The organism is Streptomyces sp. SAJ15, assembly GCF_007595705.1.
In the GTDB taxonomy this organism is placed as follows: Bacteria; Actinomycetota; Actinomycetes; order Streptomycetales; family Streptomycetaceae; genus Streptomyces.
In genome coordinates this window covers 159009-182334 of the sequence record NZ_NISY01000005.1, presented here as the reverse complement: position 1 = coordinate 182334, position 23326 = coordinate 159009, and the positions used below count along the sequence as shown (strand labels likewise).

17 protein-coding genes and 2 pseudogenes are annotated in these 23326 nt (G+C 74.4%); 11 read left to right on the top strand and 8 right to left on the bottom strand.

What is annotated here, in order from left to right:
- Window positions 1-80: 80 nt before the first annotated feature.
- The 4 genes and pseudogenes from CD790_RS16125 to CD790_RS16110 all read left to right on the top strand — a co-directional run bounded on the left by CD790_RS16125 (window position 81) and on the right by CD790_RS16110 (window position 5170).
- Window positions 81-2075 (top strand): glycoside hydrolase, encoded by a 1995-nt coding sequence (locus tag CD790_RS16125; RefSeq protein WP_144383920.1) that lies wholly within the window; start codon window positions 81-83, stop codon window positions 2073-2075.
- A 118-nt stretch (window positions 2076-2193) separates the two neighbouring features.
- Window positions 2194-4491, top strand: a complete 2298-nt coding sequence (locus tag CD790_RS16120) for a PQQ-binding-like beta-propeller repeat protein (RefSeq protein ID WP_144383919.1) — start codon at window positions 2194-2196, stop codon at window positions 4489-4491.
- Between the two features lie 18 nt (window positions 4492-4509).
- Window positions 4510-4614, top strand: a pseudogene (locus CD790_RS35785) (RidA family protein); the annotation flags it as partial.
- A 100-nt stretch (window positions 4615-4714) separates the two neighbouring features.
- A complete protein-coding gene (locus CD790_RS16110) occupies window positions 4715-5170 on the top strand; it encodes a cold-shock protein (RefSeq protein ID WP_144383918.1) in 456 nt (151 codons plus the stop codon).
- Window positions 5171-5400: 230 nt separating this feature from the next.
- Here CD790_RS16110 and CD790_RS16105 read toward each other — a convergent pair.
- A pseudogene (locus CD790_RS16105) lies at window positions 5401-6325 on the bottom strand (LysR family transcriptional regulator); the annotation flags it as partial.
- Window positions 6326-6507: 182 nt separating this feature from the next.
- On the opposite strand from CD790_RS16105, the gene snpA reads away from it, so the two are divergent.
- Window positions 6508-7158 (top strand): snapalysin, encoded by a 651-nt coding sequence (snpA, locus tag CD790_RS16100; protein WP_144383916.1) that lies wholly within the window; start codon window positions 6508-6510, stop codon window positions 7156-7158.
- Window positions 7159-7308: 150 nt separating this feature from the next.
- Here the strand turns inward: snpA and CD790_RS16095 are convergent, their stop codons facing one another.
- Window positions 7309-8034: a siderophore-interacting protein gene (locus tag CD790_RS16095; protein ID WP_144383915.1), complete on the bottom strand. Its 726-nt coding sequence runs from the start codon at window positions 8032-8034 to the stop codon at window positions 7309-7311.
- Between the two features lie 131 nt (window positions 8035-8165).
- Between CD790_RS16095 and CD790_RS16090 the strand changes: the two genes are divergently transcribed.
- Both CD790_RS16090 and CD790_RS16085 read left to right on the top strand, forming a co-directional pair.
- Entirely contained in the window at window positions 8166-10292 is a 2127-nt protein-coding gene (locus CD790_RS16090; protein WP_144383914.1) for a penicillin acylase family protein, read from the top strand.
- A complete protein-coding gene (locus CD790_RS16085) occupies window positions 10282-10932 on the top strand; it encodes a GNAT family N-acetyltransferase (RefSeq protein WP_144383913.1) in 651 nt (216 codons plus the stop codon). The genes CD790_RS16090 and CD790_RS16085 overlap by 11 nt, the downstream gene beginning before the upstream one ends.
- Before the next feature lie 417 nt (window positions 10933-11349).
- Here the strand turns inward: CD790_RS16085 and hemB are convergent, their stop codons facing one another.
- The 5 genes from hemB to hemE are packed head-to-tail and all read right to left on the bottom strand — an operon-like array spanning window position 11350 to window position 16982.
- On the bottom strand, window positions 11350-12378 hold the full coding sequence (hemB, locus tag CD790_RS16080; RefSeq protein ID WP_260867619.1) for a porphobilinogen synthase: 1029 nt from the start codon (window positions 12376-12378) through the stop codon (window positions 11350-11352).
- Window positions 12375-13316 (bottom strand): hydroxymethylbilane synthase, encoded by a 942-nt coding sequence (gene hemC / locus CD790_RS16075; protein ID WP_144383912.1) that lies wholly within the window; start codon window positions 13314-13316, stop codon window positions 12375-12377. The genes hemB and hemC overlap by 4 nt, the downstream gene beginning before the upstream one ends.
- On the bottom strand, window positions 13313-14863 hold the full coding sequence (gene hemA / locus CD790_RS16070; RefSeq protein ID WP_144383911.1) for a glutamyl-tRNA reductase: 1551 nt from the start codon (window positions 14861-14863) through the stop codon (window positions 13313-13315). Before hemA ends, hemC begins: the two co-directional genes overlap by 4 nt.
- The gene (gene hemF / locus CD790_RS16065) at window positions 14860-15819 is read right to left on the bottom strand and encodes an oxygen-dependent coproporphyrinogen oxidase (RefSeq protein ID WP_144383910.1); all 960 of its coding nucleotides are present in this window, start codon (window positions 15817-15819) and stop codon (window positions 14860-14862) included. The genes hemA and hemF overlap by 4 nt, the downstream gene beginning before the upstream one ends.
- Window positions 15816-16982, bottom strand: coding sequence for a uroporphyrinogen decarboxylase (gene hemE, locus CD790_RS16060; protein WP_144383909.1), 1167 nt, complete (start codon window positions 16980-16982; stop codon window positions 15816-15818). The genes hemF and hemE overlap by 4 nt, the downstream gene beginning before the upstream one ends.
- Before the next feature lie 185 nt (window positions 16983-17167).
- Between hemE and hemH the strand changes: the two genes are divergently transcribed.
- From hemH to CD790_RS16045, 3 genes are all read left to right on the top strand, one after another.
- The gene (gene hemH, locus CD790_RS16055; protein ID WP_144383908.1) at window positions 17168-18271 is read left to right on the top strand and encodes a ferrochelatase; all 1104 of its coding nucleotides are present in this window, start codon (window positions 17168-17170) and stop codon (window positions 18269-18271) included.
- Complete coding sequence (hemG, locus tag CD790_RS16050) at window positions 18268-19707, top strand: protoporphyrinogen oxidase (protein ID WP_186319045.1); 1440 nt, start codon at window positions 18268-18270, stop codon at window positions 19705-19707. The genes hemH and hemG overlap by 4 nt, the downstream gene beginning before the upstream one ends.
- A 186-nt stretch (window positions 19708-19893) precedes the next feature.
- Window positions 19894-20433, top strand: coding sequence for an L-2-amino-thiazoline-4-carboxylic acid hydrolase (locus CD790_RS16045; protein ID WP_144383906.1), 540 nt, complete (start codon window positions 19894-19896; stop codon window positions 20431-20433).
- Here the strand turns inward: CD790_RS16045 and CD790_RS16040 are convergent.
- Window positions 20400-21080 carry a TetR/AcrR family transcriptional regulator gene (locus tag CD790_RS16040; protein WP_186319044.1) on the bottom strand — a complete coding sequence of 227 codons (681 nt, stop codon included), beginning with the start codon at window positions 21078-21080 and terminating at the stop codon, window positions 20400-20402. The two genes, CD790_RS16045 and CD790_RS16040, sit on opposite strands and share 34 nt — an antisense overlap.
- Window positions 21081-21175: 95 nt before the next feature.
- Between CD790_RS16040 and CD790_RS16035 the strand changes: the two genes are divergently transcribed.
- A complete protein-coding gene (locus tag CD790_RS16035; protein WP_144383904.1) occupies window positions 21176-23323 on the top strand; it encodes an MMPL family transporter in 2148 nt (715 codons plus the stop codon).
- The last annotated feature ends 3 nt before the right edge of the window (window positions 23324-23326 follow it).

Here is a 23326-nt window from a genome sequence, read left to right as displayed (position 1 = left end):
AGCCTCCGCGGCCGCTCCCGAGGCAGCCCCCGAGGCCGCTTCTTAGAAAGCCTCTTACAACCGCTCGTTATCAAGTCCCCATGCGCACCATCACCTCATCCCGCACCGCCCGCGCCGCGGCCGTGGCCCTGGCGGCGTCCATGACCTGCGTCCCCGTCGTCTCCACCGCCCACGCCGGGCCGGTGGCGGCGCCGACGGCCCACCTCCACGGGCACGTCCTGGACCTCCCCGTGCGGGGCGGCACCGTCACCGTCGACACCGTCTCGCTGCGCGTCACCGCCCACACCCGCGGCCGGGCCGTGGAGCTGTCCGCCCCCGCCGCCACCGACCTCGGCCGGCCCGGTCGGGCCACCCCGGTGAAGGGCGGCGCCCGCTGGAGCTACCCCGACCGCGGGCTGACCGTCACCGCCCGTACCGAGCGGGGCCGCCTCCTCGTCACCCACACGGCCACCGGCGGCACCGACTCCCGGCTGGCCTGGCCGGTCACCGGCACCGATCGCACCGCCTCCGCGGTCCAACTGCCGCGCGGCGAGGGGCTCTCCATCCCCCTCGCCGACCGCTTCTGGAACTCGTCCGAGGCCCAGCTCACCGACGCCGACCTGGCCATGGAGTCGGCGCTGTCCCTACCGTTGTGGGGGCACACCCTCGGCAAGGGCCTGGGCGTCGGCTACCTCGTCCCCACCGACATCGGCACCTCGCTGCGGTTCACCTCCGAGCGCGGCCGGCTGCGCACCACCGCCACCCACCACTTCTCCCGCGCCGAGGGCACCAGGGCGTACACCGTCGCCTTCGCGCTCACCGACGGCTCCCCCGTCGCCCCCGCCGCCGACTACCGCGGCTGGCTCAAGGAGCACGGACAGCTCGGCAGCCTCCGCGACAAGATCCGGCAGACCCCCGCCACCGGGAAGCTCCTGGGCGCCTTCCACGCCTACCTGTGGGGCGAGGCACGCACCGCCGAGGGGGTGCGACGGCTGCGCGCGCTGGGCGTCTCCCGCATGTGGCTCGGCTATGACGCCGACGACCGGCCCATGGACGCGGCGGCCGTCACCGCCGCCAAGAAGGCGGGCTACCTCGTCGGCCCCTACGACTCCTTCGCCAACGGCCAGGACCCGAAGACCGCGGACGCCCCCACCTCCGTCTGGCCCGACCCGGTCTACCCCGACTTCTGCGTCCAGGGCGCCGACGGCAAGCCCGTCCCCGGCTTCCACGACCGCGGCTGCTACCTCAGCACCGAGGCGTTCGAGCGAGCCGAACCCACCCGCCACCACCTCGCGAACCGCACCCGGGCCATGACCGCCAACGGCGCCGACAGCTACTTCCTGGACGTCGACGCCGCCGGCGAGCTGTTCCGCGACCACGACCCCGCCCACCCCATGAACCGGGCGCGCGACCGCGCCAACCGCCTGGCCCGGATGGAGCGGCTGTCCGCCGGCGACCGCCTGGTGCTCGGCTCGGAGTCCGCCGGCGGCTGGGCCAACCAGGTGCTCGCCTTCGACCACGGCTCCGGCACCCCGGTCGCCGACGGGCTCTGGCAGGTCCAGAAGGACAAGGAGAAGTGGGGCGGCTACGCGCCCGCGAACGCCCCCGCCGTCTTCTTCAAGCCCGCCGAGCTCCCCGCGGCGGTGGCCAAGGCGATGTACGACCCCGCCTACCGCGTCCCGCTGTACGAGACCGCGCTGCACGACTCCCTGGTCAACACCGAGCGCTGGGAGCTGTCGTACGACAAGCTGCCGAAGCAGAAGACGACCCGTGCGCTGCTGGCGATGCTCTACAACACCCCCCTCAACGTCGTCCTCGACGGACCGTCGATCGAGAAGCGGGGCGCCGAGCTCGCCGCGCTGCAGAAGTACTTCGCGCCGCTGCACCGCGCCGCCGGGACCGAGCCGATGACCGACTTCCGCACCCTGACCGCCGACCGGCTGGTGCAGCGCACCGAGTTCGGCGACGGCACCCTCACCGTCACCGCCAACTTCGGCACCTCGGCCCACAAGGGCCTGCCCGGCGGCTGCGTGGACGCCAGGCTCCGCGGCGACACGGAGCCCCGCCGGCTCTGCCCCGACGCCGTCGACCGCTGACGCGACGGGAGCCGGTCGCCCACCACGGGTGTCGGAGGGAGGGTTTCCGGACACCATTCATGACGACGGTGGGAGGGCGGCCGGCTCCCTGAGGGGGCACCGCGTGGGGGGAACGCCGATGCTCGAAGCGCTGACAGCCGGGGACCCGAGCTGGGTGGGGCCCTACCGGATCACGGCCCGGCTGGGCGCCGGCGGCATGGGTCGGGTCTATCTGGGCTGCTCCCCGGGCGGGCGCGCGGTGGCCGTCAAGGTCATCCGGCCGGAGCTGACCGACGACCCCGGCTTCCGCGCCCGGTTCGCCCGCGAGGCGGCCGCGGCCCAGGCCGTCAGCGGCGCCTTCACCGCGGCCGTGGTCGGCGCCGACCCGCGCAGCGTCCCGCCCTGGCTCGCGACGCTCTACGTCCCCGGGCTCTCGCTGGCCGAGGCGGTCGCCCGGCACGGCCCGCTGCCGGCGCGCTCGGTGTGGGCGCTGGGCGCCGGGCTGGCCGAGGCGCTCCAGGCCATCCACGCGGCCGGGCTGATCCACCGCGACCTCAAGCCGTCCAACGTGCTGTTGGCCGCCGACGGCCCGCGCGTCATCGACTTCGGCATCGCGGTGGCCTCGGAGGCGGCCGGCACCCTCACCCGCAGCGGTCTCGTCGTCGGCACCCCGGGCTTCATGGCCCCCGAGCAGCTGAGAGGCGAGCCCGTGGGCACGGCCGCCGACGTGTTCTGCCTGGGGGCCGTCCTCGTCTTCGCCGCCTGCGGCCGCGGCCCGTTCGGGCAGGGCGCCACCCCGGCCCTCGGCTACCGCGCGGTCCACGAGCCGCCGGACCTCACGGACGTGCCCGAGGAGGTACGCCCCGTCGTGGACCGCTGTCTGGCCAAGGCCCCGCACGCCCGCCCCACCGTCCCGGAGCTGCTGCGCGAGCTGGCCGAGCGCGTCGTCCCCGATGCCGCGTCACACGCCCCGGGCGCCGGCGCGGAGACCGTGGTGCTCGCCCTCCGCGGCGCCCACTGGCTGCCCACGCCGGTCGCCGACGCCGTCGACCGCGCGCACACCCGCGCCGCCGCCGCACGGGCCGGCCAGGCCCCCGGCGTCCCGGGCCCGCCCCCCGACGGCCGCGCCGACCGAGCGGAGACCGGCCCCGGCGCCGCGCCCCTCGTCGGGGGCCCGGCGGGACCGGGCGGCGAGGCCGGGACCCCGTACGGGCCGACGGCGTCCGACCCGGTACCGCCCGCCGTACGGGAGGGGGCCCCGCCGCGCGACGGCGTCGGCCCGGCGGCCCCGCCACCGGGCCGATCGGACGCCGGGGCGGGCGGCCGCGCGGCCACGCGGCGACGGGTGCTGGCCGCGCTCGTGGGCACGGTCGTCGCCGCGGCCACCGGCCTCGGCGCCCGGCGACTGCTGGACGCGGGGGAGGGCGACGGCGTCGACGACAGCCCCGGGCGGGACTCCGGCGACTCGCGACGCACGCCCGGGCGGGTGGCGTGGCGGTTCACCACGGGCGGCGCGGTCACCGCCGCCATGGTGGCCGCGGGCGGCGTGGTCTACGCGAGCAGCAAGGACGGCAGCCTCTACGCCCTGGACGCCGCCTCCGGCGACATCCGCTGGCAGTTCACCACCGGCAACGGCGTCTACTCCTCCGCCACCGTCACCGGAGGCGTCGTCTACATCGGCAGCGCCGACTACGCGCTCTACGCGGTGAACGCCGCGACCGGCAAGGAGAAGTGGCGCCTCGACACCGACGGCGAGGTCAACTCCTCTCCCGTCGTGGCGGGCGGGGTCGTCTACGTCGGCAGCGACGACCGCCATCTGCACGCGATCGACGCCCGCACCGGGGAGCGGCGCTGGCGCTTCCCCACCGACGGCTGGGTGCGCTCCTCGCCCGTGGTGGCGGCGGGCGTCGTCTACGTCGGCAGCAGGGACCGCGGCCTCTACGCGATCGACGCCCGCACCGGCGAGCGGCGCTGGCGGTTCCCCACCGGCGGGGAGGTCAAGTCCTCCCCGGCGATGTGGGGCCGGGTCGTCTGCGTCGGCAGCTACGACGGCAGCCTGTACGCGCTCGACGCCGACACCGGGGAGCCGCGCTGGCGCCTCCGTACCGGCGCCGGCGTCGGCTCCTCCCCGGCGATCGCCGGCGGCGCGGCCCACGTCGGCAGCGACGACGGCCGGCTGTACGCGGTCGACGTCGCCAGCGGCGAGCGCCGCTGGGCCTACCAGGTCGGCCACATCGTCTACTCCTCCCCGGCCGTCGCCGGCGGCGTCGTCTACGTGGGCGCCAAGAGCGGCACCCTCTACGCGGTCGACGCCGGCAGCGGCGAGGAACGCTGGCGGTTCCGCACCGGCGCCGACATCAAGTCCTCCCCGGCGGTCGCCGGCGGACTGGTCTTCATCGGGAACGACGACGGCGTGGTGCACGCCCTACGGGCCTGAGCGCACGGAAAAGCGGCACCGGCGTGCACCTCGGCCAGCACTCTGCTGGGCGTGGCCGTGCCGGGGGTCCCCGGCCAGCTCGTCGAGATCGACATCACCGTCGCGCTGCCGCTGTCCGGCTGAGCCGGCGCAGGTTGACCCCACCGCCCGGCAGCGGCAAGGATGGAGCGGCGCATTGGGCGTGTTGTGTGGATTGTGGCCGGCGAGTGATTGTGGGGTTGGTGTGGCGACGGCGACGGGCAAGGTGCTGAACTTCGACGAGTTCCGGGGGTACGGGTTCATCTCGTCGACTTCCGCCAGCGAAGACGTCTTCATGCACGTCAACGATCTGCTGGACGACAAGTCGCTGCTCCGCCCCGGGGTGTTGGTCGAGTTCGAGATCGACACCGGCGACCGCGGTCTGAAGGCGTCCAGCGTGCGCATCCTGGATCGGCCGGCCGCCGCGGGCGGCGTCGCGCACGCCACCCGCCGGGCCGCGCCGGCCGTCGAAGGCGCCGGCCGACAGCATGTCGGGCCCGAGGACGAGCCGCTGTGCGACGTGCTCTCCGAGAAGGAGCTGCTCGGCGAGGTGACGGAGGCGTTCCTCAAGGCCGCCCCGGAGCTGACCGCGGCGCAGATCCTGCTGATCCGTCAGCGGGTGCTGGACATCGCCCGCTCACACAACTGGGTCGAGCCCTAGCCGCGGACGCGGCAGACGGCGGCCCGCCGCGGGCACCACGCCCGCCGGCGGGGGGCCGTCGCCCGCCACCGGCGCGAGCGGACCCGGAACCGTCGGGGCGTGGTCGTCCCGCGCGGTCGGCCGCGCCGCGCCGCGGCCCGCCACCTCGACCCGCTCGCGCGCCGTGCCGAACCGACCCGGAACCGTCGGGCCGGCCGCCCCGGCCGTCGGCACGCGGTCCACGCCCGAGCTCATGAGCCACTGGCGGTACGCGGCGGACTGCCAGGCCGCCTCCCAGTAGGCCGCGTCCAGGTCGGCGAAGATCGCGTCCATGTCCTCGGGGTACGGGCCGACGCGCCGGGCCAGCAGCAGCCGGACGGCCAGCGGGTCGCCGCGCAGCGGCCGGATCACCATGTCGGAGCGGGACCGCGAGGTCGGCTGGCAGGGGGTGACCACCTCGCCGACGGCGACCAGCGTGGACGCCGTGAGGTAGTCGCCGTGCAGCACATGCGGGTCGAGCCCGGCGTCCTTCAGCACCCTTCGTAAGCCGTCCAGTTCGCCGTCCACCGTCGGGTCGGCCATCCAGCGGTCGCCCGCGAGGTCGGTCAGGTCGACCACCGGCCGCCGCGCGGCGGGGTGGTCGACGGCCATGGAGACGAACTGCGGCTCCCGCTCGACCAGGACCTCCAGGGTCAGGCCCTCCGGCACGCGCAGCGGGGAGCCCTCCACCTCGTGGACGAAGGCGACGTCCAACTGTCCGGCGGCGACCAGGCGGAGCAGCCGCTGCGCCGAGACGTCCATGTGCAGGGTGGTCTCGGTGTCCGGCAGCCGCACCCGCAGCCGGCTCAGCCAACCGGGCAGCGCGCGGCTGGCGGTGGAGCCGATCCGCAGCCGGGGGCCGGCGGCCCGGGCGGCCGCCGCCTTGGCCTCGGTGATGAGCGCGGACATCTCGGCGATCAGCGGCCGGGCCCGGCTGAGCACCACGCTGCCCAGCGGGGTGGGTCGGCAGCCCGTGCGCTCACGCGAGAAGAGCATCCCGCCCAGGGAGTTCTCGATGCGTTGGAGCTGCGTGGTCAGCGAGGGCTGGGTCAGCCCCAGCTGGCGGGCCGCCCGGTGCAGGCTCCCGGTGTCGGCGATCGCGCAGATCGCGCGCAGGTGTCTCACCTCCAGCTCCATGCACTGAGAGTAAGGCGGTGGCCTGAGTCACACCAGCGAATTCAGATACGGGTTTCACCTTTCTCGCACCGGTGTCCGACGGTGATGCGATGAGGCTATCGCCGGTTGACATCATCCCCAGGGGCCCCACCGTCCCCGACGATCCGGGTACCGAACCCGTCTCAGACGAGTAGGAGCCCCCCATGAGACACCGCAGGACCGCGCTGTCCGCTCTTGCCGGACTGGGCCTGGCCGCCGCCACGTTGGCCGCCGTCCCCGCCCAGAGCGCCACCGCACAGACCACCACCGCGACCAAGAGCGCGGCGGTCTCCTCGTACGCCCAGTACGAGGGCTCGAAGGAGAACGCCGCCAACAACAAGGCGTTCTACCAGGCCGTCATGAAGTCGGTCGCCAAGAAGCGCGCCGCCAACCCGGGCGCCACGGCCGTCACCGTGGTCTACAACGCCTCCAGCGCGCCCAGCTTCCGCGCCCAGATATCCCGTAGCGCGCAGATCTGGAACTCCTCGGTCTCCAACGTGAAGCTCCAGGAAGGCTCGAACGCGGACTTCCGCTACTACGAGGGCAACGACTCGCGCGGCTCGTACGCCTCGACCGACGGCCACGGCCGCGGCTACATCTTCCTGGACTACCGCCAGAACCAGCAGTACGACTCCACCCGTGTGACCGCCCACGAGACCGGTCACGTGCTCGGTCTGCCGGACAACTACCGCGGCCCGTGCAGCGAGCTGATGTCCGGTGGCGGCCCCGGCCCGTCCTGCACCAACGCCTACCCGAACTCCACCGAGCGGGCCCGGGTGAACAGCCTCTGGCGCTACGGCATCAAGGTCGGCTGACCCCGCGTGAGCTCGACGGCCGAGGCGTCCGGCGCCCGTTGAACCGGGCGTCGGACGACCGAAGCCCCCCGTGCGCTCTCCCCACACGAGCACCGTGCCCGCCCGGCGAACTCGCCGGGCGGGCACGGTGTCGTTCTCGGGGCGGGCGGCTCAGATCGTGCGCCAGTAGCCGAGGGCGTTGACCCGGTCCTTGGGCAGCCCCAGCTCCTTGCGCACGAACGAGGTCAGGGTGCGGGTGGTCAGGGCGTCGCAGGCGATCCAGACGTAGGCGTTGGCCGTGTCCGCGAGAAGCCCCGGCAGCGCCGCCTTCACCTCCCGGACCAGATGCGCGCCGGCGTCCCGGCGCTCCACCAGCCGCAGGTCGTGGTGGTCCGGGCGCACCCGGAAGGGCAGCTCGCGGTCGGAGGCGTGCGGCGTCTCGAACCAGACGGTCGCGGGCACCTCGCCGACCGCGTCGAGCAGCGAGTTGACGGCCGGCAGCGACGCCGGGTCGCCGATCACGAACAGCCGGGACGGCAGCGGGTCGGGCATCGTGAAGCCGGTGCCCTGGACGGTCGCCTCGATCGTGTCACCGGGCTCGACCTTCCGCGCCCAGTCGCTGGCGCGGCCGTCGTGCAGCGCGAACTCCAGGCTGAAGGTGCCGGCGGCCGGGTCGGGGTCCACCAGGGTGTAGGCCCGCTGGTGCGGCTTGCCCGCGTCCTGGAACCACATCCGCACCCACATGGTCGGGTGCACCCCGGTGGCGGCGAGCATCCCGCCGTCGGTCAGCGACACCCGGCGGTACCGCTCGGTGACCTGCTCGGCGCCGGTCACCGTGAACACGAAGTCCTTGCCCCGCATCAGCTTGAGGACGACGCCCTCCCAGCCATGCCCCACTGCCTGCTCCTCCCCATCGACCGGGACGTCGGTCGGGAGTCTTCCCGGGCGAATCCCCGTGCGAAATTGTTTTCCGTGCAACGGTCCTTTAAGTTAGGCCAGCCTAACCTAAAGGAGATGGGGAGTTACGTGTGAGTACCGAGGTCTATCGGGACGCCTGGGGGATCCCCCATCTCCGCGCGGACAGCCCCCACGAGCTCGCCTTCGCCCAGGGCCGTAACGCCGCCATGGACCGGGCCTGGCAACTCGAGGTCGAGCGGCACCGCGTGGGGGGCACCACGGCCGCCTTCCTGGGCGTCGAAGCCGTCGGCTGGGACCGCTTCGCCCGGCAGGCCCGGCTGGAGGACACCGCGCGGCGCTGCTTCCGCTCCCTCGACGCCGACACCGCCGCCTGGGTCACCGCCTACGTCGACGGGGTCAACGCCGGGCTCGCGGCCGGGGCCCGCCGCGCCCCCCAGTTCGCCGCCACCGGGCTGACCCCCGGGCACTGGCGGCCCTGGACCCCGCTGGGCGTCTGGCTCTCCACCCACATCCTCTTCGCCGGCTTCCCCACCAAGCTCTGGCGCGAGGAGGTGGCCCGCCGGCTCGGGGACGAGGCCATCGAGCTGTTCGCCACCGACGGCCCCGGCACCTCGGGCAGCAACGGCTGGCTCGTGGCCGGCGACCGCACCGCCACCGGCGCCGCCCTCATCGCCGGCGACCCGCACCGGTTCATCGAGGACCCCGGCGTCTACCAGCAGATCCACCTCGCCTGCCCCGAGTACGACGTGGTCGGCCTCGCCGTGCCCGGTGTCCCCGGCCTCGCCCACTTCGGCCACACCGGCACGGTGGCCTGGGCCATCACCAACGCCATGGCCGACTACCAGGACCTCTACCAGGAGCGGCTGCGCCGCGGCGCGGGCGCCGACGAGGTGGAGGCCCTCGGCCCGGACGGCTGGCGCCCCGCCACGCGGCACGTCGAGACCATCGAGGTCGCGAACGGCGACCCGGTCCAGGTCGAGATCATCGAGACCGAGCGCGGGCCCGTCATCGTCGGGGGCCCGGAGACCACCGAGGGCCCCGACGGCACCGCCGACCCGGAGGGCGCGGGCCGGGCGATCAGCCTCCGCTACCCCCCGCGCGTCCGCGGCGAGCTCGGCTTCGGCGCGCTGCCCGCGCTGCTGCGGGCCCGGACCGTCGCCGACGTCGACCGGGCCTTCGACCAGTGGGCCGAGCCGGTCAACGTCGTCCAGGCCGCCGACACCGAAGGCGGGCTGCTGCACCGCGTCGCCGGCGCCGTCCCGCTGCGCCACCGCGACAACCGGCTGCGCGCCGTGCCCGCGTGGCAGCCCGGCCATGAGTGGCAGGGCTGGCACGAACCGCCGCGCGAGCCGGTCGACGGGTACGCGGTCATGGCCAACCAGCGGGGCCTCGCCGGCCCGCTCGGCGTCGAGTTCGCCCCGCCGCACCGCGCGGCGCGGATCGGGGAACTTCTCGCGGCGTCCGCCGACTGGTCCGCCGGCGACATGGCCGCCATCCACACCGACACCCACCTGGCCTCCGCGCGACGCCTGCTGGACCTGCTCGGCGAGGTGAGCGGACTCGGCCCCGACGCCGCCCGGCTGCGCGACCGGCTGCTCCGCTGGGACCGCCGGATGGACGCCGACAGCACGGACGCCGCCGCGTACGCCGCCGTGCGCTCGGCCGTGGTGCGCCGGCTGGCGGCCCACCCCGACCTGTCCGCGCTGGCCGACCCCGCCGCGTTCGCCTATCCGTATCCGCACGTCTTCTGGCCCTGGCTGGCGCTGCTGCCGCGCGTCGCGTTCGCCCTGGAGACCCTGCTCACCACCGAGCTGCTGCCCGGCATCGACCGGGCCGAGGCCGCCAGATCCGCCCTTGAGGAGGTGGCCGCCGAGCAGGCCGCCGCCGGCTCGGACGCCGCCCCCGTCACCTGGGGCGAACTGCACCGGCTCGCCCCCTGGCAGGCCCTGCCGGACGAGCCCGCCGAGGAGTGGCCGGGGCTCTCCGGCGACCACGACTGCGTGCTGTCCACCATGAGCGTCCCCGGCGCCACCGATCTCAGCGCCCGTGGCCCCGCCGCCCGCTACGTCTGGGACCTGGCGCGACGCGAGGACAGCCTCTGGGTGGTCCCCTTCGGCGCCTCCGGAGTGCCGGGCGACGCCCACCACCGTGACCAACTGCCGCTGTGGGTGCGCGGCGGGCTCGCCCCCGTGATCACCGACTGGAACCACCTGATCGAGGAGAGACATGACGACTGAGGCCACCGAGGTCCCGCGGACCCCCGAGGCCACCGGGCCCGCCGCCCGCGCCGCCGCGTACGAGCAGACGGTCGAGGGCTTCGGGACGGTCCGGATCACCCCCGTGGACCCCGCGCGGGACATCGACGTGATCCACGCCTGGGCGTCGGAGGAGCGGGCCCGGTTCTGGGGGATGCGCGAGCTCAGCCGCGAGCAGGTGCGGGAGATCTACCAGGACCTGGACTCCCGCAGCACGCACCACGCCTTCCTGGTGCGCCTGGACGGCGAGCCGGTGGCGCTGTTCCAGACGTACCAGCCCGAGGCCGACCGGGTCAGCGAGTGCTACGAGGTCCAGCCCGGCGACATCGGCGCCCACCTGATGCTCGGCCCCGCCGAGGGCGGTGCCCGCCCGGGCTTCACCGCCGCGGTGATGTGCGCGCTGCTCGGCTTCACGCTCGCGGACCCCGAGGTGCTGCGCATCGTGGTCGAACCCGACGCCCGCAACGAGAAGGCCATCGCCCGCTTCGTCCGCTCCGGCTTCGTGACCGGCCCCGAGGTCACCCTGCCCGAGATCGACATCCCCGAGGTCTACCTCCCCGAGAAGCGGGCCCGACTCGCCTTCCTCAGCCGCGAGGACGCCCTCCGGCTGACCCGCCCCTGAACCCGCCTCACGGGAGCGCCCGCGCCCGTCGGCCCTGAGAAGGCCGGACTCCGGGCGTCCGTCCGGGTCTCGCCGGCGCCGGGTGGCGCACCGGGACGCGTGGCCCGGAAGGGGCCCGACGGCGGACGTCTTCGAGAGGCCGCATGGCTGACACGGGCGGCCGGGGCCGGGCCGCTGGGCTGGCCGGGCTCCATCCAGGACTGCTCGGCCACGGACCGGCCCGGGCGGGCCGGTCCGCGCGCCTCGCGCCACGGCGCGCCCGACCGTGCCGTCGCGCCGGCCGCCGCGTCGACCAGCGGTCAGTCGGTCAGTCGGCCAGCCGGTCAGCCCGTCAGTCGGTCGGCCATACGGCCGGTCGGCGCCGGGCCTTCGCCGCGGGTGCCCCGGCCGGGGGCCGGCGGCCCCCGGCCGTCGGTGTCACAGGTCGTCGTCGGCGGCCCAACGGGCGGCCTCCAGGGCCCAGTAGGTGAGGACGGCGTCGGCGCCGGCCCGGCGGACGGCGGTGAGGGTCTCCCGGATCACCCGCTCCCGGTCGAGCCACCCCCGGGCGGCTGCGGCCTCCACCATCGCGTACTCACCCGAGATCTGGTATGTGACCACCGGCACGGGCGAGGTGTCCGCCACCGCCCGCACGATGTCGAGGTAGGCCAGGGCGGGCTTGACCATCACCAGGTCGGCGCCCTCCGCCACGTCGAGGGCGAGCTCCCGGAGCGCCTCGTCGCGCCGGCCCGCCGGGTCCATCTGATAGGCCCTGCGGTCCCCGCGCAGATCGCACTCCACGGCGTCCCGGAAGGGCCCGTAGAACGCGGACGCGTACTTCGCCGTATAGGCGAGGATGGCGACGTCGGGGTGGCCGGCCTCGTCCAGGGCACGTCGGATGGCGCCCACCTGACCGTCCATCATCCCGCTCGGTCCGACGGCGCGCACCCCGGCCTCCGCGTGCAGCACCGCCATCGCCGCGTAGGCGTCCACGGTGGCGTCGTTGTCCACCCGGCCGTCCGGGGTGAGCAGACCGCAGTGGCCGTGGTCGGTGAACTCGTCCAGGCACACGTCGCTCATCACGACGGTCTCGTCCCCGACCTCGTCCACGGTCTCCCGGATGGCCCGCTGGAGGATGCCGTCGGGCCGGAACGCCTCCGAGCCGGTGGCGTCCTTGCGTTCGGGGACGGCGAAGAGCATCAGCCCGCCCACGCCGGCGTCGGCCGCCTCGCGCGCGGCCTTCCGCAGCGAGTCCAGCGTGTGCTGGACGACGCCGGGCATCGAACGGATCGGCTGCGGCGCCTCGACGCCCTCCTTGACGAACAGCGGCAGGATCAGCTGCCGCGGATGCCACCGGGTCTCGGCCACCAGCCCGCGCAGCGCGGCGGTGGCGCGCAGCCGCCGCGGGCGGACGGTGGGCCGCCGCGGTCCGGGAGGTTCGGCGGGCGGTTCGGTGTACAGGGTCACGGGGCGACTCCCTCGATGCGTGCGTGGGCCTTCAGCAGCGCGTCGGCCAGGTCGTGGCCGACGGTCGGGGCCTCGTAGGGCGGTGCGGCGCGCAGCGTGCGCAGGGTGCGCAGCCGGCCGTCGGTGGAGGTGAGGACGGCGGTCAGGTCGAGTTCGGCGCCGGGTGGCGCCCCCGTCACCCGGGCGTACGCGCCGACGGGCGCACTGCACCCGGCCTCCAGCCGGGCCAGCACCGCCCGCTCGGCCGCGACCGCGGTACGGGTCGCCGGATCGTCCAGCACGCCGAGCAGCCGGGCCAGGTCGGGGTCGTCGGCGCGGCACTCGACGGCCAGCGCTCCCTGCGCGGGGGCGGGCACGAAGCGGCTCGGGGCGAGCAGTTCGGTGGCCTCGCCGAGCCGTCCCAGCCGGGCCAGGCCGGCCGCCGCCAGCACCACCCCGTCCAGCTCCCCGGAGTGCACCCGGCCCAGCCGGGTGTCCACGTTGCCGCGCAGCGGGACCACCTCCAGGCCGGGGCGCAGCGCCAGCAACTGCCCCGCGCGGCGCGGCGATCCGGTGCCGACGCGGGCGCCGTCGGGCAGCTCGTCCAGCCGGCGGCCGTCCGCGGTGACCAGCGCGTCGCGCGGATCCTCTCGTGCCGGTACGGCCGCCACGACGATCCCCTCGGGCACGGCGGTCGGCAGGTCCTTGTAGGAGTGGACGGCGAAGTCGATCCGCCCGGCCGACAGCGCGCTCCGCACCGCCTGGACGAACACCCCGGTGCCGCCCATCGAGGTGATGGCCGCGGTGCTGGTGTCGCCCTCGGTGGTGATGCCGACGGTCCGCACCGGCACGCCGGTGTGCAGGGTGAGCCGTTCGGCGCAGCCGGCCGACTGGGCCAGGGCCAGGGCGCTGCGCCGGGTGCCCATGCGCAGGGTCCGGGTCGAGATGCCGGTCGTCATGGTCGGTCGCCTCCGGTCTTCGGTGCGGGGTGGGTCGCGGGCGTGGTCGCGGATGTCGGCGCGGGCGGTGGCCCCGGCGGCTCGGACGGGTCGGCGGTCGTCCCGGGGCCGGGTGGTCCCGTCGGCTCGGCGGTCGTCCCGGGGCCGGGTGGTCCCGTAGGCTCGGCGCTCGTCCCCGGCCCGTGCGATCCCGTCGGCTCGGCGGTCGTCCCCGGCCTGGGTGGTCCCGCCGGCTCGGCCGGCCCGAACAGATCGTGGACCACCTGGACATACGCGTGTCCGTCCGGCTGCGCGGCCATCTCCCGCACCCGCACCGTCGGCCGGTGCATCAGCTTCTCCGCGATCCGACGGGCGGTGCGCTCCACCTCGCCGCGCACCGAGCCGGTGAGCGCCGGCGCCCGGTCGAGCAGCCGATCCACCTCGGCCTCGGCGATGGACAGCGCGTTGCTGCGCATCGCGACGATGAGCGGGGTGACCCGCTCCCGCCGCCTGCCGTCGTGGTAGGCGGCGGTCTCCTCGGCGACGATGCGGTACGCGTCGTCCACCGGCACCAGGGCCGCCGTCTCCTTCAACCGGGTGTCCAGCGCGGCGAGGTCGATCAGCCGTACCCGCGGCTCGGCCGCCAGGCCCGGATCGACGTCGCGGGGGAGGGCCAGGTCGACGAGGACCAGCGGGCCGCGGTCGGCGGCCCGCCCGGCCAGGGCGGGGGCCGCCAGCTCCCGGGTGACGACGGGCTCCCTGGCGCCGGTCGCGGAGAGGACGAGGTCGGTGTCGTACAGCAGCGCGGGCAACTCCTCCAGACCGGCGCTGCGATGGCCGTGCCGGGCCGCCAGCCGGCGGGCGGGCTCCGGACTGCGGTTGACCACGGTGACGTCGGTGACCCCGGCGCGGTGCAGCGAGGCCGCGCTGAGCGCGCCGAGCGTCCCGGCGCCGACGACCAGCGCCCGGCGGCCGGCCAGCCATCCCACGGCCTCGGCCGCCACGTCCAGGGCGACGCCGACCATGGAGGCGGCGGACCGGCCGACGCTGGTCTCGCTCTCCGCGCGCTTGCCGGCCCGCAGGGCGTGCTGGAACAGCCCGTGCAGCACGGGTCCGACGCTGCCGTGGTGGGCCGCGAGGGTGTAGGCGGCGCGGATCTGCCCGCGGATCTGGGCGTCGCCGAGCGCCATGGAGTCCAGGCCGCAGCTCACCCGGATGAGGTGCTCGACGGCCGCGGGCCCCCGGTGGACGTAACAGTGGGTGCGCAGTTCCTCGGTGGAGTTGCCGGTGAGGGCGCCGAGCCCGGCCAGCGCGTCGCCGACGGCGGCGTCGTGCGGTCCGGCTCCCGGGCCGGGGGCCGCGACGGCGTAGGGCTCCGGGTCCGGCTGCCCGGTCTCGACGTAGATCTCCACTCGGTTGCAGGTGGCGAGGACGGCGGCCTCCGCGATCGCGGGGATCGCGGACAGCCGGTCCAGCAGCATGGCGGTGTCGGGTGCGGTGAGCGCGAACCGCTCCAGGACCGCCGGCGGGACGACGCGGTGGCTCACTCCTATGACGAGCGCCGTCATCGTCGGGTCTCTGCCGGTTCGAGGGATTCCAGGGCCAGCCAGTCGCGGGGCCGCAGGAAGTCGGAGAGCCGGGCCTCGGGGCTGTCGGGCTCCGGGCGCAGGTCGAAGCTCCAGGCGGTCATCGGCGGCAGCGACATGAGGATCGCCTCGGTGTTGCCCCGCGTCTGCAGCCCGAACTGGGTCCCGCGGTCGTAGACCAGGTTGAACTCGACGTAGCGGCCGCGCCGGTGCAACTGCCAGCGCCGTTCCCGCTCGCCGTACGGGGTGTCCATGCGGCGCCGCACGATCGGCAGATAGGCGGGCAGGAGCGCGTCCAGGCCGCGCCGGACCAGCCCGAAGCCGCGGTCCCAGCCATCGGGTCCCTCGGGGTGCAGATGGTCGAAGAAGATGCCGCCGACGCCCCGGGCCTCCCCGCGGTGGGGGAGGTGGAAGTAGTCGTCGCACGCCTTCTTCGCGTCCGCGTAGAACGCCCGGTCGTAGGTGTCGCAGCACTCCTTGAGCGTCCGGTGCAGATGGCGGGCGTCCTCCTCGAAGCCGTAGCAGGGGGTCATGTCGGCGCCGCCGCCGAACCACCAGGTGCGGTCCCCGTCGACCTCGAAGTAGCGGAAGTTGGCGTGGAAGGACGGGGCCCAGGGGTTGCGCGGGTGGAGCACGGTGGACAGTCCGGTGGCGAAGAACCCGGAGTCCGCGTCCAGCCCGTGGGCCTCCCGGATGGCCTCCGGTACCCGTCCGCCCTCGACGGCCGAGACGTTGACCCCGGCCCGCTCGAAGACGGCGCCGGCCTCCAGGACCCGGGCGTGACCGCCGCCCCCGCCGGGTCGGGTCCAGTCCTGGGCACGGAACCGGGCGGCCCCGTCGCACTCCTCGAAGGCCGCGATCAGCTCGGCCTGGGCGTCCAGCATGAGCCCCAGCACCTGGTCGCGATGGGGCGCGGGTCGGGAGACACGGTGGGTCATGCGTCCGCCCCCCGGGGTGTCCGGGCGGGCCGTCCCGCCTCGGTCGGTCGCTCGGCCGGGGCGTACGGCGTGCCGGTGCGCCGGCGCCCGGCGTCGTCGGCGTGGCGTGCGGCGGCCTCAGGGCACTCGGCGGCCTCCCGGCACTCGGCGGCGGCGTGCCGGTCGAAGGAGTGCACGGCCTCGATGAGCCGCGCGACGTGGTCGGGCGGCGCGTCCGGGCGGATCCCGTGGCCGAGGTTGAAGAGGTGCGGGCCGCCCAGCCCCTGCCGCAGCACCTCGCGGGCCCGCTCGACCAGGGCCACCGGTTCGGCGGTGAGCGCGGTGGGGTCGAGGTTGCCCTGGAGCGTCCGGCCGGGCAGCGCCCGGCGGGCCGTGTCCAGCGGGGTGCGCCAGTCGATGCCGAAGACCTCCGCCGACAGCGTGGAGACGTCGGCGAGCAGATGGTGGGCGCCGACCGCGAAGTAGACGCGCGGCACGCCCGACTCGCCCAGCGCGTCCAGCACCCGGGCGGCGTACGGCTGCCCGAACTCCCGGTACAGGGCCGGGCTCAGCGCCCCGGCCCAGCTGTCGAAGAGCTGCACCGCCTGCACCCCGGCCGCGATCTGGGAGCGCAGATAGCCGATGGTCAGCTCGGTCAGCTTGGCGAGGAGTCGGTGCGCGGCCACCGGCTCGCGGTGCAGCCAGCCGCGGAAGGCCGCGTGGCCGTCGCGGGCGCCGCCGCTGTCGACCAGGTAGGTGGCGAGGGTCAGCGGCGCCCCGGCGAAGCCGATCAGCGGCACCGGGCAGTGTTCGCGGACCATGCGGACCGCCGTGGCGACGAAGGGCGCCACGGCGCCCGGCTCCGGCACCCGCAGCCGCGCCACGTCGGCTTCGGTGCGCACCGGGTCGGCGATGACCGGGCCCGGGGCGAAGTCGACCGTCACGCCCATGTCGGCGAGCGGCGTCATGATGTCGCTGAACAGAATCGCCGCGTCCAGCGGAAATCGCTTCAGCGGCAGGAGCGTGATCTCGGCTGCGAGCTCGGGATTTCGGCACATCTCCCAGAAGCCGTGACGCTCTTTAATCGCGTTGTATTCCGGTAGGTAGCGGCCGGCCTGGCGCATGATCCAGATGGGTGCCCGAGCGGTGTCCTTCCCCCGCGCGGCGTCCAGAAACAGACTCATCCCCGGTACTCCGTTCCCCGTTGGTTCCCCCCTGTGGCGCCCGGTACCTCGCTCTGTACACGGGGCCTTTGACAGTCTGTAAGGGGGTTGTATTGCTGTCAAGGATGTGCCTAGAGTCCTGGAGAACCGCCGCCGGAGAACCACACCGCAATGAACGTGCATGAGAAATCGGGGGTGTGTCACATATGGCTGATCAAAATCCCACCGGGGTCGTGATGTTGAACCTCGGTGGTCCTCGTACGCTTAGCGACGTGGGGCCGTTTCTGCGTAATCTCTTCCTGGATCGGGAGATCATCCAACTGCCCGCCCAGGAGCGGCTGGGTCCGTTCATCGCCCGCCGCCGCACGCCGAAGCTGCAGCGGCTGTACCAGGCCATCGGGGGCGGCTCACCGCTGTACGACTGGACCACCCGGCAGGGCGAGGGCATGGTCAAGCGCCTGGACGCGCTGTGCCCGGAAACCGCGCCGCACCGCTTCTACCTGGCCTTCCGCTATACGGAACCGAGCAGTGAGCAGGCGCTGCGGCAGATGGCCGCCGACGGGGTGCGCCGGGCCGTGGCGTTCTCGCAGTACCCCCAGTACTCCTGCTCGACCACCGGTTCGAGCCTGGGTCAGCTCTGGCGGGACGCCCGCCGTCTGGGGCTGGCGAACACCTTCCAGTGGAGCGTCATCGACCGCTGGTCGGCTCATCCGTCATTTGTTCGAGCCATGACAGCGAAGGTGCGGGAAGGTCTGGGGAGTTTCCCGGAAACGGAACGCAGGGACGCAGTTGTACTCTTCAGCGCCCACTCGCTCCCCAGGAAGGTGATCAATCAGGGGGATCCCTACCTTCAGGAAGTCGCGGGGACGGTGCGCGATGTCATGCGCGAGCTCGACGAGGACCTGCAATACGCGCTGTGTTTCCAGGCCGACGTGGGCCCCGTTTCCTGGCAGGGGCCCAACACGGAATCGGTGTTGGAAGCCCTGGGAAAACAGGGCCGGCGTCGGGTTCTGATAGTGGGAATCGTTTTCACGACGGACCACCTCGATACGCTGTCGGAGATCGACATCGAGTTCGCCGAGGTGGCCAGGAACGCCGGAATAACGGAATTCCACCGTGCGCCCGCGCCCAATGACGACCCGCTGTTCCTCGACGCGCTGGCCCAGGTCGTCGCCGACCATCTGCGCTCCGGCGACTGCGCCGGTCCACAATTCGGACTGCGCTGCCACGGCTGCGTCAACGAGAGCTGTCGGGAGATCCTCAACCCGGCCCACCCCTACCGGCAGCCCCCGCTGCACCCGCAGCGGTGACCGGGACCCGTCCGCGGGTCGCCGTGGTCGGCGGCGGCATCACCGGACTCACCACCGCCTTCGAGCTGAGCACCGCGCCGGCCGCGCCCGCCGTGACCGTCCTGGAGGCGGCGGAGGCCGTCGGCGGCAAGATCGCCGTACACCGCGCCGACGGCTACACCGTCGACCTCGGCCCCAACGGCTTCATCGACAACGGCTCGGACACCCGCACCCTCGCCGAGGCGCTGGGCCTGGCGCCCGCCCTGGTGCGCGCGGCGGACGCCGCGCGGGACCGCTTCCTGCTGCGCCACGGCCGGCTGTGCCCGCTCCCGGACGGCGTGCCCGCGTTCCTCGCCAGCGGGTTGCTGTCCCCCTGGGCCAAGGCCAGGGTGGCGGTCGAGCCGCTGGTCGGCCGGGCAGCGGGCGAGGAGAGCGTCCACGCCTTCCTGGCCCGCCGCTTCGGCCGGCGCGCCGCCGACCTCATGGCCGCCCCGCTGGTCCACGGGGTCACCGCCGGCGACCCGGCCGTCATCAGCCTGGACGCCGCCTTCCCGCGGATCAGGACCCTGGAGCGGGAGCACCGCAGCCTGCTGCTGGCCGCCCTGCGGGCGCGCCGCCGCCAGGCCGCCGCCGCCCGACGGCTCCCGCCCGCCGCCGGCGCGCCCGGCCCGCGGCTGACCAGCTTCCGCGACGGCGGCATGCGGGTGCTGGTGGACACCCTCGCCCGCCGCCTCACGGCCGACATCCGCACCGCGGCACCGGTGACCGGCATCGAGCCGACGCCGGACGGCGGCTGGCGGTTGGCCGTGGCGGGCGCGGAGCCGGTCTCGGCCGACCACGTCGTGCTGACCGTGCCGGCGCCCGCGGCCGCGCGCCTGCTGGGCCCGCACCTGCCCACCGCGGCCGAGGTCCTGGCCGCCCTGCGGCACGCGGCGGTTCGGGTCCTCGCCCTCGGCTACCCCGGCGGCGAACTGGGCGTGGTACCACGCGGATTCGGCTATCTGACGGTGCCGGGGGAGCGAACCCGCATCCTGGGCGCCGTCCACAGCTCGGTCATCTTCCCCGACTCCGCGCCGCCCGGAGCGGTGCTGCTGCGCGCCTTCGCGGGCGGCGCGCAGGACCCGGAGTTCGCCCGACTGACCGGGGACGAGGCCGTGGCCGCCGCGCACCTCGACTTCTCCACCCTCTACCGGGCCGCGGGCCGGCCGGAGTTCGTGCACGACCACGTCTGGACCGAGGGGATCCCGCAGTACGACCTCGGTCACGGAGGACGGATCCGCGCCGTGCTGCGACAGGTCGCCGGCGTGCCGGGGCTGCATCTGGCGGGCGCGGCCTGCCACGGGGTCGCGGTCAACGACTGCGTGCGGGACGGCCGTCGAGTGGCGGAGGAGGTGCTCACCGCGATCCGCGCCCGGCCGGCGCTGCCGCTCGGCCCGCGCCCCGCCGGACGCGGATGACCGTCCGTAACCACCGCACGGGAGCGGGGCGCGACGATCGGACCCGCCGGGGCGTCCAGACGAGCCGGTGGAACCCGATGAGCCGGAACGTACGAGGTGAACGAGCCGCCGAGCCGCCGAGCCGCCGAGACGAACGAGCCGAACGAGCCGAACGAGCCGAGCGAAACGACGAAAAGGAGGTCACGCGTGACGGACGGCACCGAGAGCGCGGGCGACACCGACCACGCCGAGGGCGCGGTGACACCCGGCGGGCAGCCGAGGGGAGACAAGAGGGCGCAGGCCCGCGCGATGCTGCGGGAGCGGCTGCGCCGCTATCTGGAGTTGGAGGCCGAGTACGGCACGGACAAGGCGCGAGAGGTGCTCCTGGAGGGCTACCCGGAACGCCAGGCCGCCCGCATGGGGCCGCTGATCACCGGGTGTTCACTCGCCGAGGGCATCGGCAAGGCGCTGCCCCGCTTCGCGGCCATGGGCTTTCTGGAGGAGGCCGTCGACGTCTCCACCGAGGACGAGGACGCCTGCATGGAGGTGTGCCGCACCTGCATGTGTCTGACGGCGGCCCAGGACCTCGGCGAGACCGAGGCCCGGCCGATCCTGTGCGAGCTGGACTTCGAGGCCACCCGGCGGGCCTTCCCGGAGCTGACGATCGAGAGCCTGCGCCGCCAGGCGGACGGGCACCACGTCTGCGTCTTCCGCTACTCCCGGGCCGCCGCCCCGCCCGCGGGCTGACCCAGCCCGCAGCGGGTCAGCAGCATCAGGTCCGCGGCGATCTCGGCCACCGGGGCGTCGCCGCGCAGCAGTTGCTCACGGGCGCCGGAGAGCAGATGCATGACGAGCTCGGCATGGCGCCGGGGGTTGGTCCCCGCGCTGAAGACGCCCTCCGCGCGCCCGGCCTCCAGCACCTCGGTCAGCAGCGCCCGCAGCCGGTCGGTGTGCGCGGTCATCCGGGTCCGTACGGCCGGGCTGATGCCCAGGGCCTGGAGCTGGAGCGCGCCGGAGCGCCGCTGTGGCTGTGCGAAGTACTCCAGGTGTGCCAGCAGGAACGCCTCCAGCCGGGCCTGCGGGCCGACCGCCTCGGCGATCCGCTCGCTGAGGTTGGCGTAGAAGCGGTTGACCTCCTCCTGGACCACCTCCAGCAGCACGTGCTCCACATCGCGGAAGTGGTTGTACACGGTGGCCCGGGAGACCCCGGCCCGCTCGGCGATCTTCGCCATGGTGGTGCCGGCCAGCCCCTGCTCCGCCGCGATCTGCACGGCGGCCTGACCGATGGCGGTGCGCACCCGCTCCTTGTGCTCGGCCAGCGTCCGGTCCCAGTCGGAACCGCGCGACGGCTTGGTCCCCGACGCCTTGGACTCGTGCGCATCCTTCAGCACCACGCCACCCCTTAGACAACTTGTCCATGACCTGACGACCGGTCTAGCATCTGCATTGCTTGTCGCCCTCTGGTCGTAGAGTCTAAGGCGGTCTCTCCGTGCGGTTAGGCACTGACGGCACCACCCCTGCACCAGCGAGAACACCACGCCCGCCCGGGCGTTCCCGACGGCGCGCCGTCCTGTGGCTGGTCGTGCTCGGTTGGCTGCTGATCGCCGGAGCGTCGAGTCCGTACCAGTCCCGTCTGCGGGACGTCGAGAGCAACAGCGCCGCCGCCTTCCTGCCCCGCTCCGCGGAGTCCACCCAGGTGTCACGGCTGCTCAAGGAGCGCTTCCCGGACGGCGACTCCCTGCCCGCCCTGGTGGTCCACCGGCGCCCCGGCGGGCTGACCGAGGCCGATCGGCGGGCGGTGCTCGCCGACGTCGACCGGCTGCGGGCGGTGCCCGGCACCCAGCGGCCGGTCGCCCCGTTCACCGCCGACGGCCGTCCGACCCGCGGGCTGGTCTCCCGCGACGCCTCGGTCGCCGTGACCGTGGTGCCGGTGTCGGCCACCAAGGGGCGTGCCGTACGGGACACCGTCGAGTCGCTGCGGGACGCCCTGCACCCGCCCCACGGCGTGACGACCGAGATCACCGGGCCCGCGGGCATCAGCGCGGACGCCATCGCGGTCTTCGGCGATGTCGACCTGCGGTTGCTGCTGGCCACCGCGGGTCTCGTGCTGGCGCTGCTGCTCATCGTCTACCGCTCGCCGCTGCTGGCGTTCATCCCGCTGGTCGTGGTCGGTTTCGCGTATGTCCTGGCCGCCGGGTTGGTGTACGCGCTCGCCGCCCACGGCGGGATGCTCGTCAACAACCAGGCCGTGTCGCTGATGCTCATCCTGATGTTCGGCGCCGGCACCGACTACTGCCTGCTGCTGACCGCCCGTTACCAGGAGGAGCTGCGGAGCGACCCGGAGCCGCGCGCCGCGATGGTCCGCGCGGTGCGCCGCGCCTGGCCCGCGGTGCTCTTCAGCGGGCTGACCGTGATGGCCTCGCTGGCGGCGCTGTTCGCGGCCCGCCTCGGCTCCACCCGCGTCCTGGGCCCGGTCGGGATCGTCGGCACCGGCTGTGTCCTGCTGGGCACCTTCACCCTGCTGCCCGCGCTGCTGGTGCTGTTCGGGCACCGACCGCTGCTGCGGCGCGCGGCCGGGAAGCGGGGTTCCCGGCCGTGGCGGCGCGTGGTGGCGGCGGTGTTCCGCCGCCCGGTCTGGGCGGTCGCGGCGACCCTGGCGTTCTTCGCGGCCGGCTCGGCGGGACTGGCGAGCTACACCGAGGACATGAGCATGCTGAACGCCTTCCGCGCCGAGACCTCCTCCGCCGCCGGCTACCGCGCCATCTCCGAGGCGTTCCCGGCCGGCACCGCGGCACCCACCACCGTGCTGGTGGAGCGCGTCGACGGCCCACTGCGGGAGTCCGATCTGACCCGCGCGGCCCGGCAGGTGCGGTCCGTGCCCGACGTCGCCTCCGCGACCGTGCTCCCCGCCCGCTCCACGGACGGCCGGATCGGACAGCTGCGCGTGGTCCTGGACGCCGATCCGTACGACGCCACCGGCCTGGCCCGGATCGGCGAGGTACGGGAGGCGCTGGACGGCGGGCTGCCCACCGGCGTCCGGGCGACGACCGGCGGCGATCCGGCCGTGCAGCTCGACACCAAGCACGCCGCGGACCGCGATCTGCGGCTGATCGTCCCCCTGGTGCTCGTCATCGTCCTGGCACTGCTGATCGTGCTGCTGCGAGCCCTGGTCGCGCCGCTCTACCTGATCGCCACCGTGATCGTCTCCTTCTTCGGCGCCTTCGGGATCTCGGTGTTCGTCTTCCGCGAACTCCTCGGCCAGCACGGGTTGAACCCGGTGGAACCCACCTTCGCCTTCCTGTTCCTGGTGGCCCTCGGCGTCGACTACAACATCTTCCTGATGGCGCGGGTGCGCGAGGAGACCCGCCACCGGGACACCAGGACCGCGATGCGCACCGCGCTGCTCACCACCGGTTCCGTGATCACGAGCGCGGGCGTCATCCTCGCCGGCACCTTCTCGATGCTGATGATCCTTCCGTTGGTGATGCTCTTCCAGCTCGGCTTCACGGTGGCGCTGGGCGTGCTGCTGGACACCGTGCTCGTGCGGGTGGTGCTGGTGCCCGCGATCACCTGGCTGCTGGAAGAACGGGCGTGGTGGCCGGCCGGGCGATCCGGCCCCACCCGGGAGAGGAGTTGACCA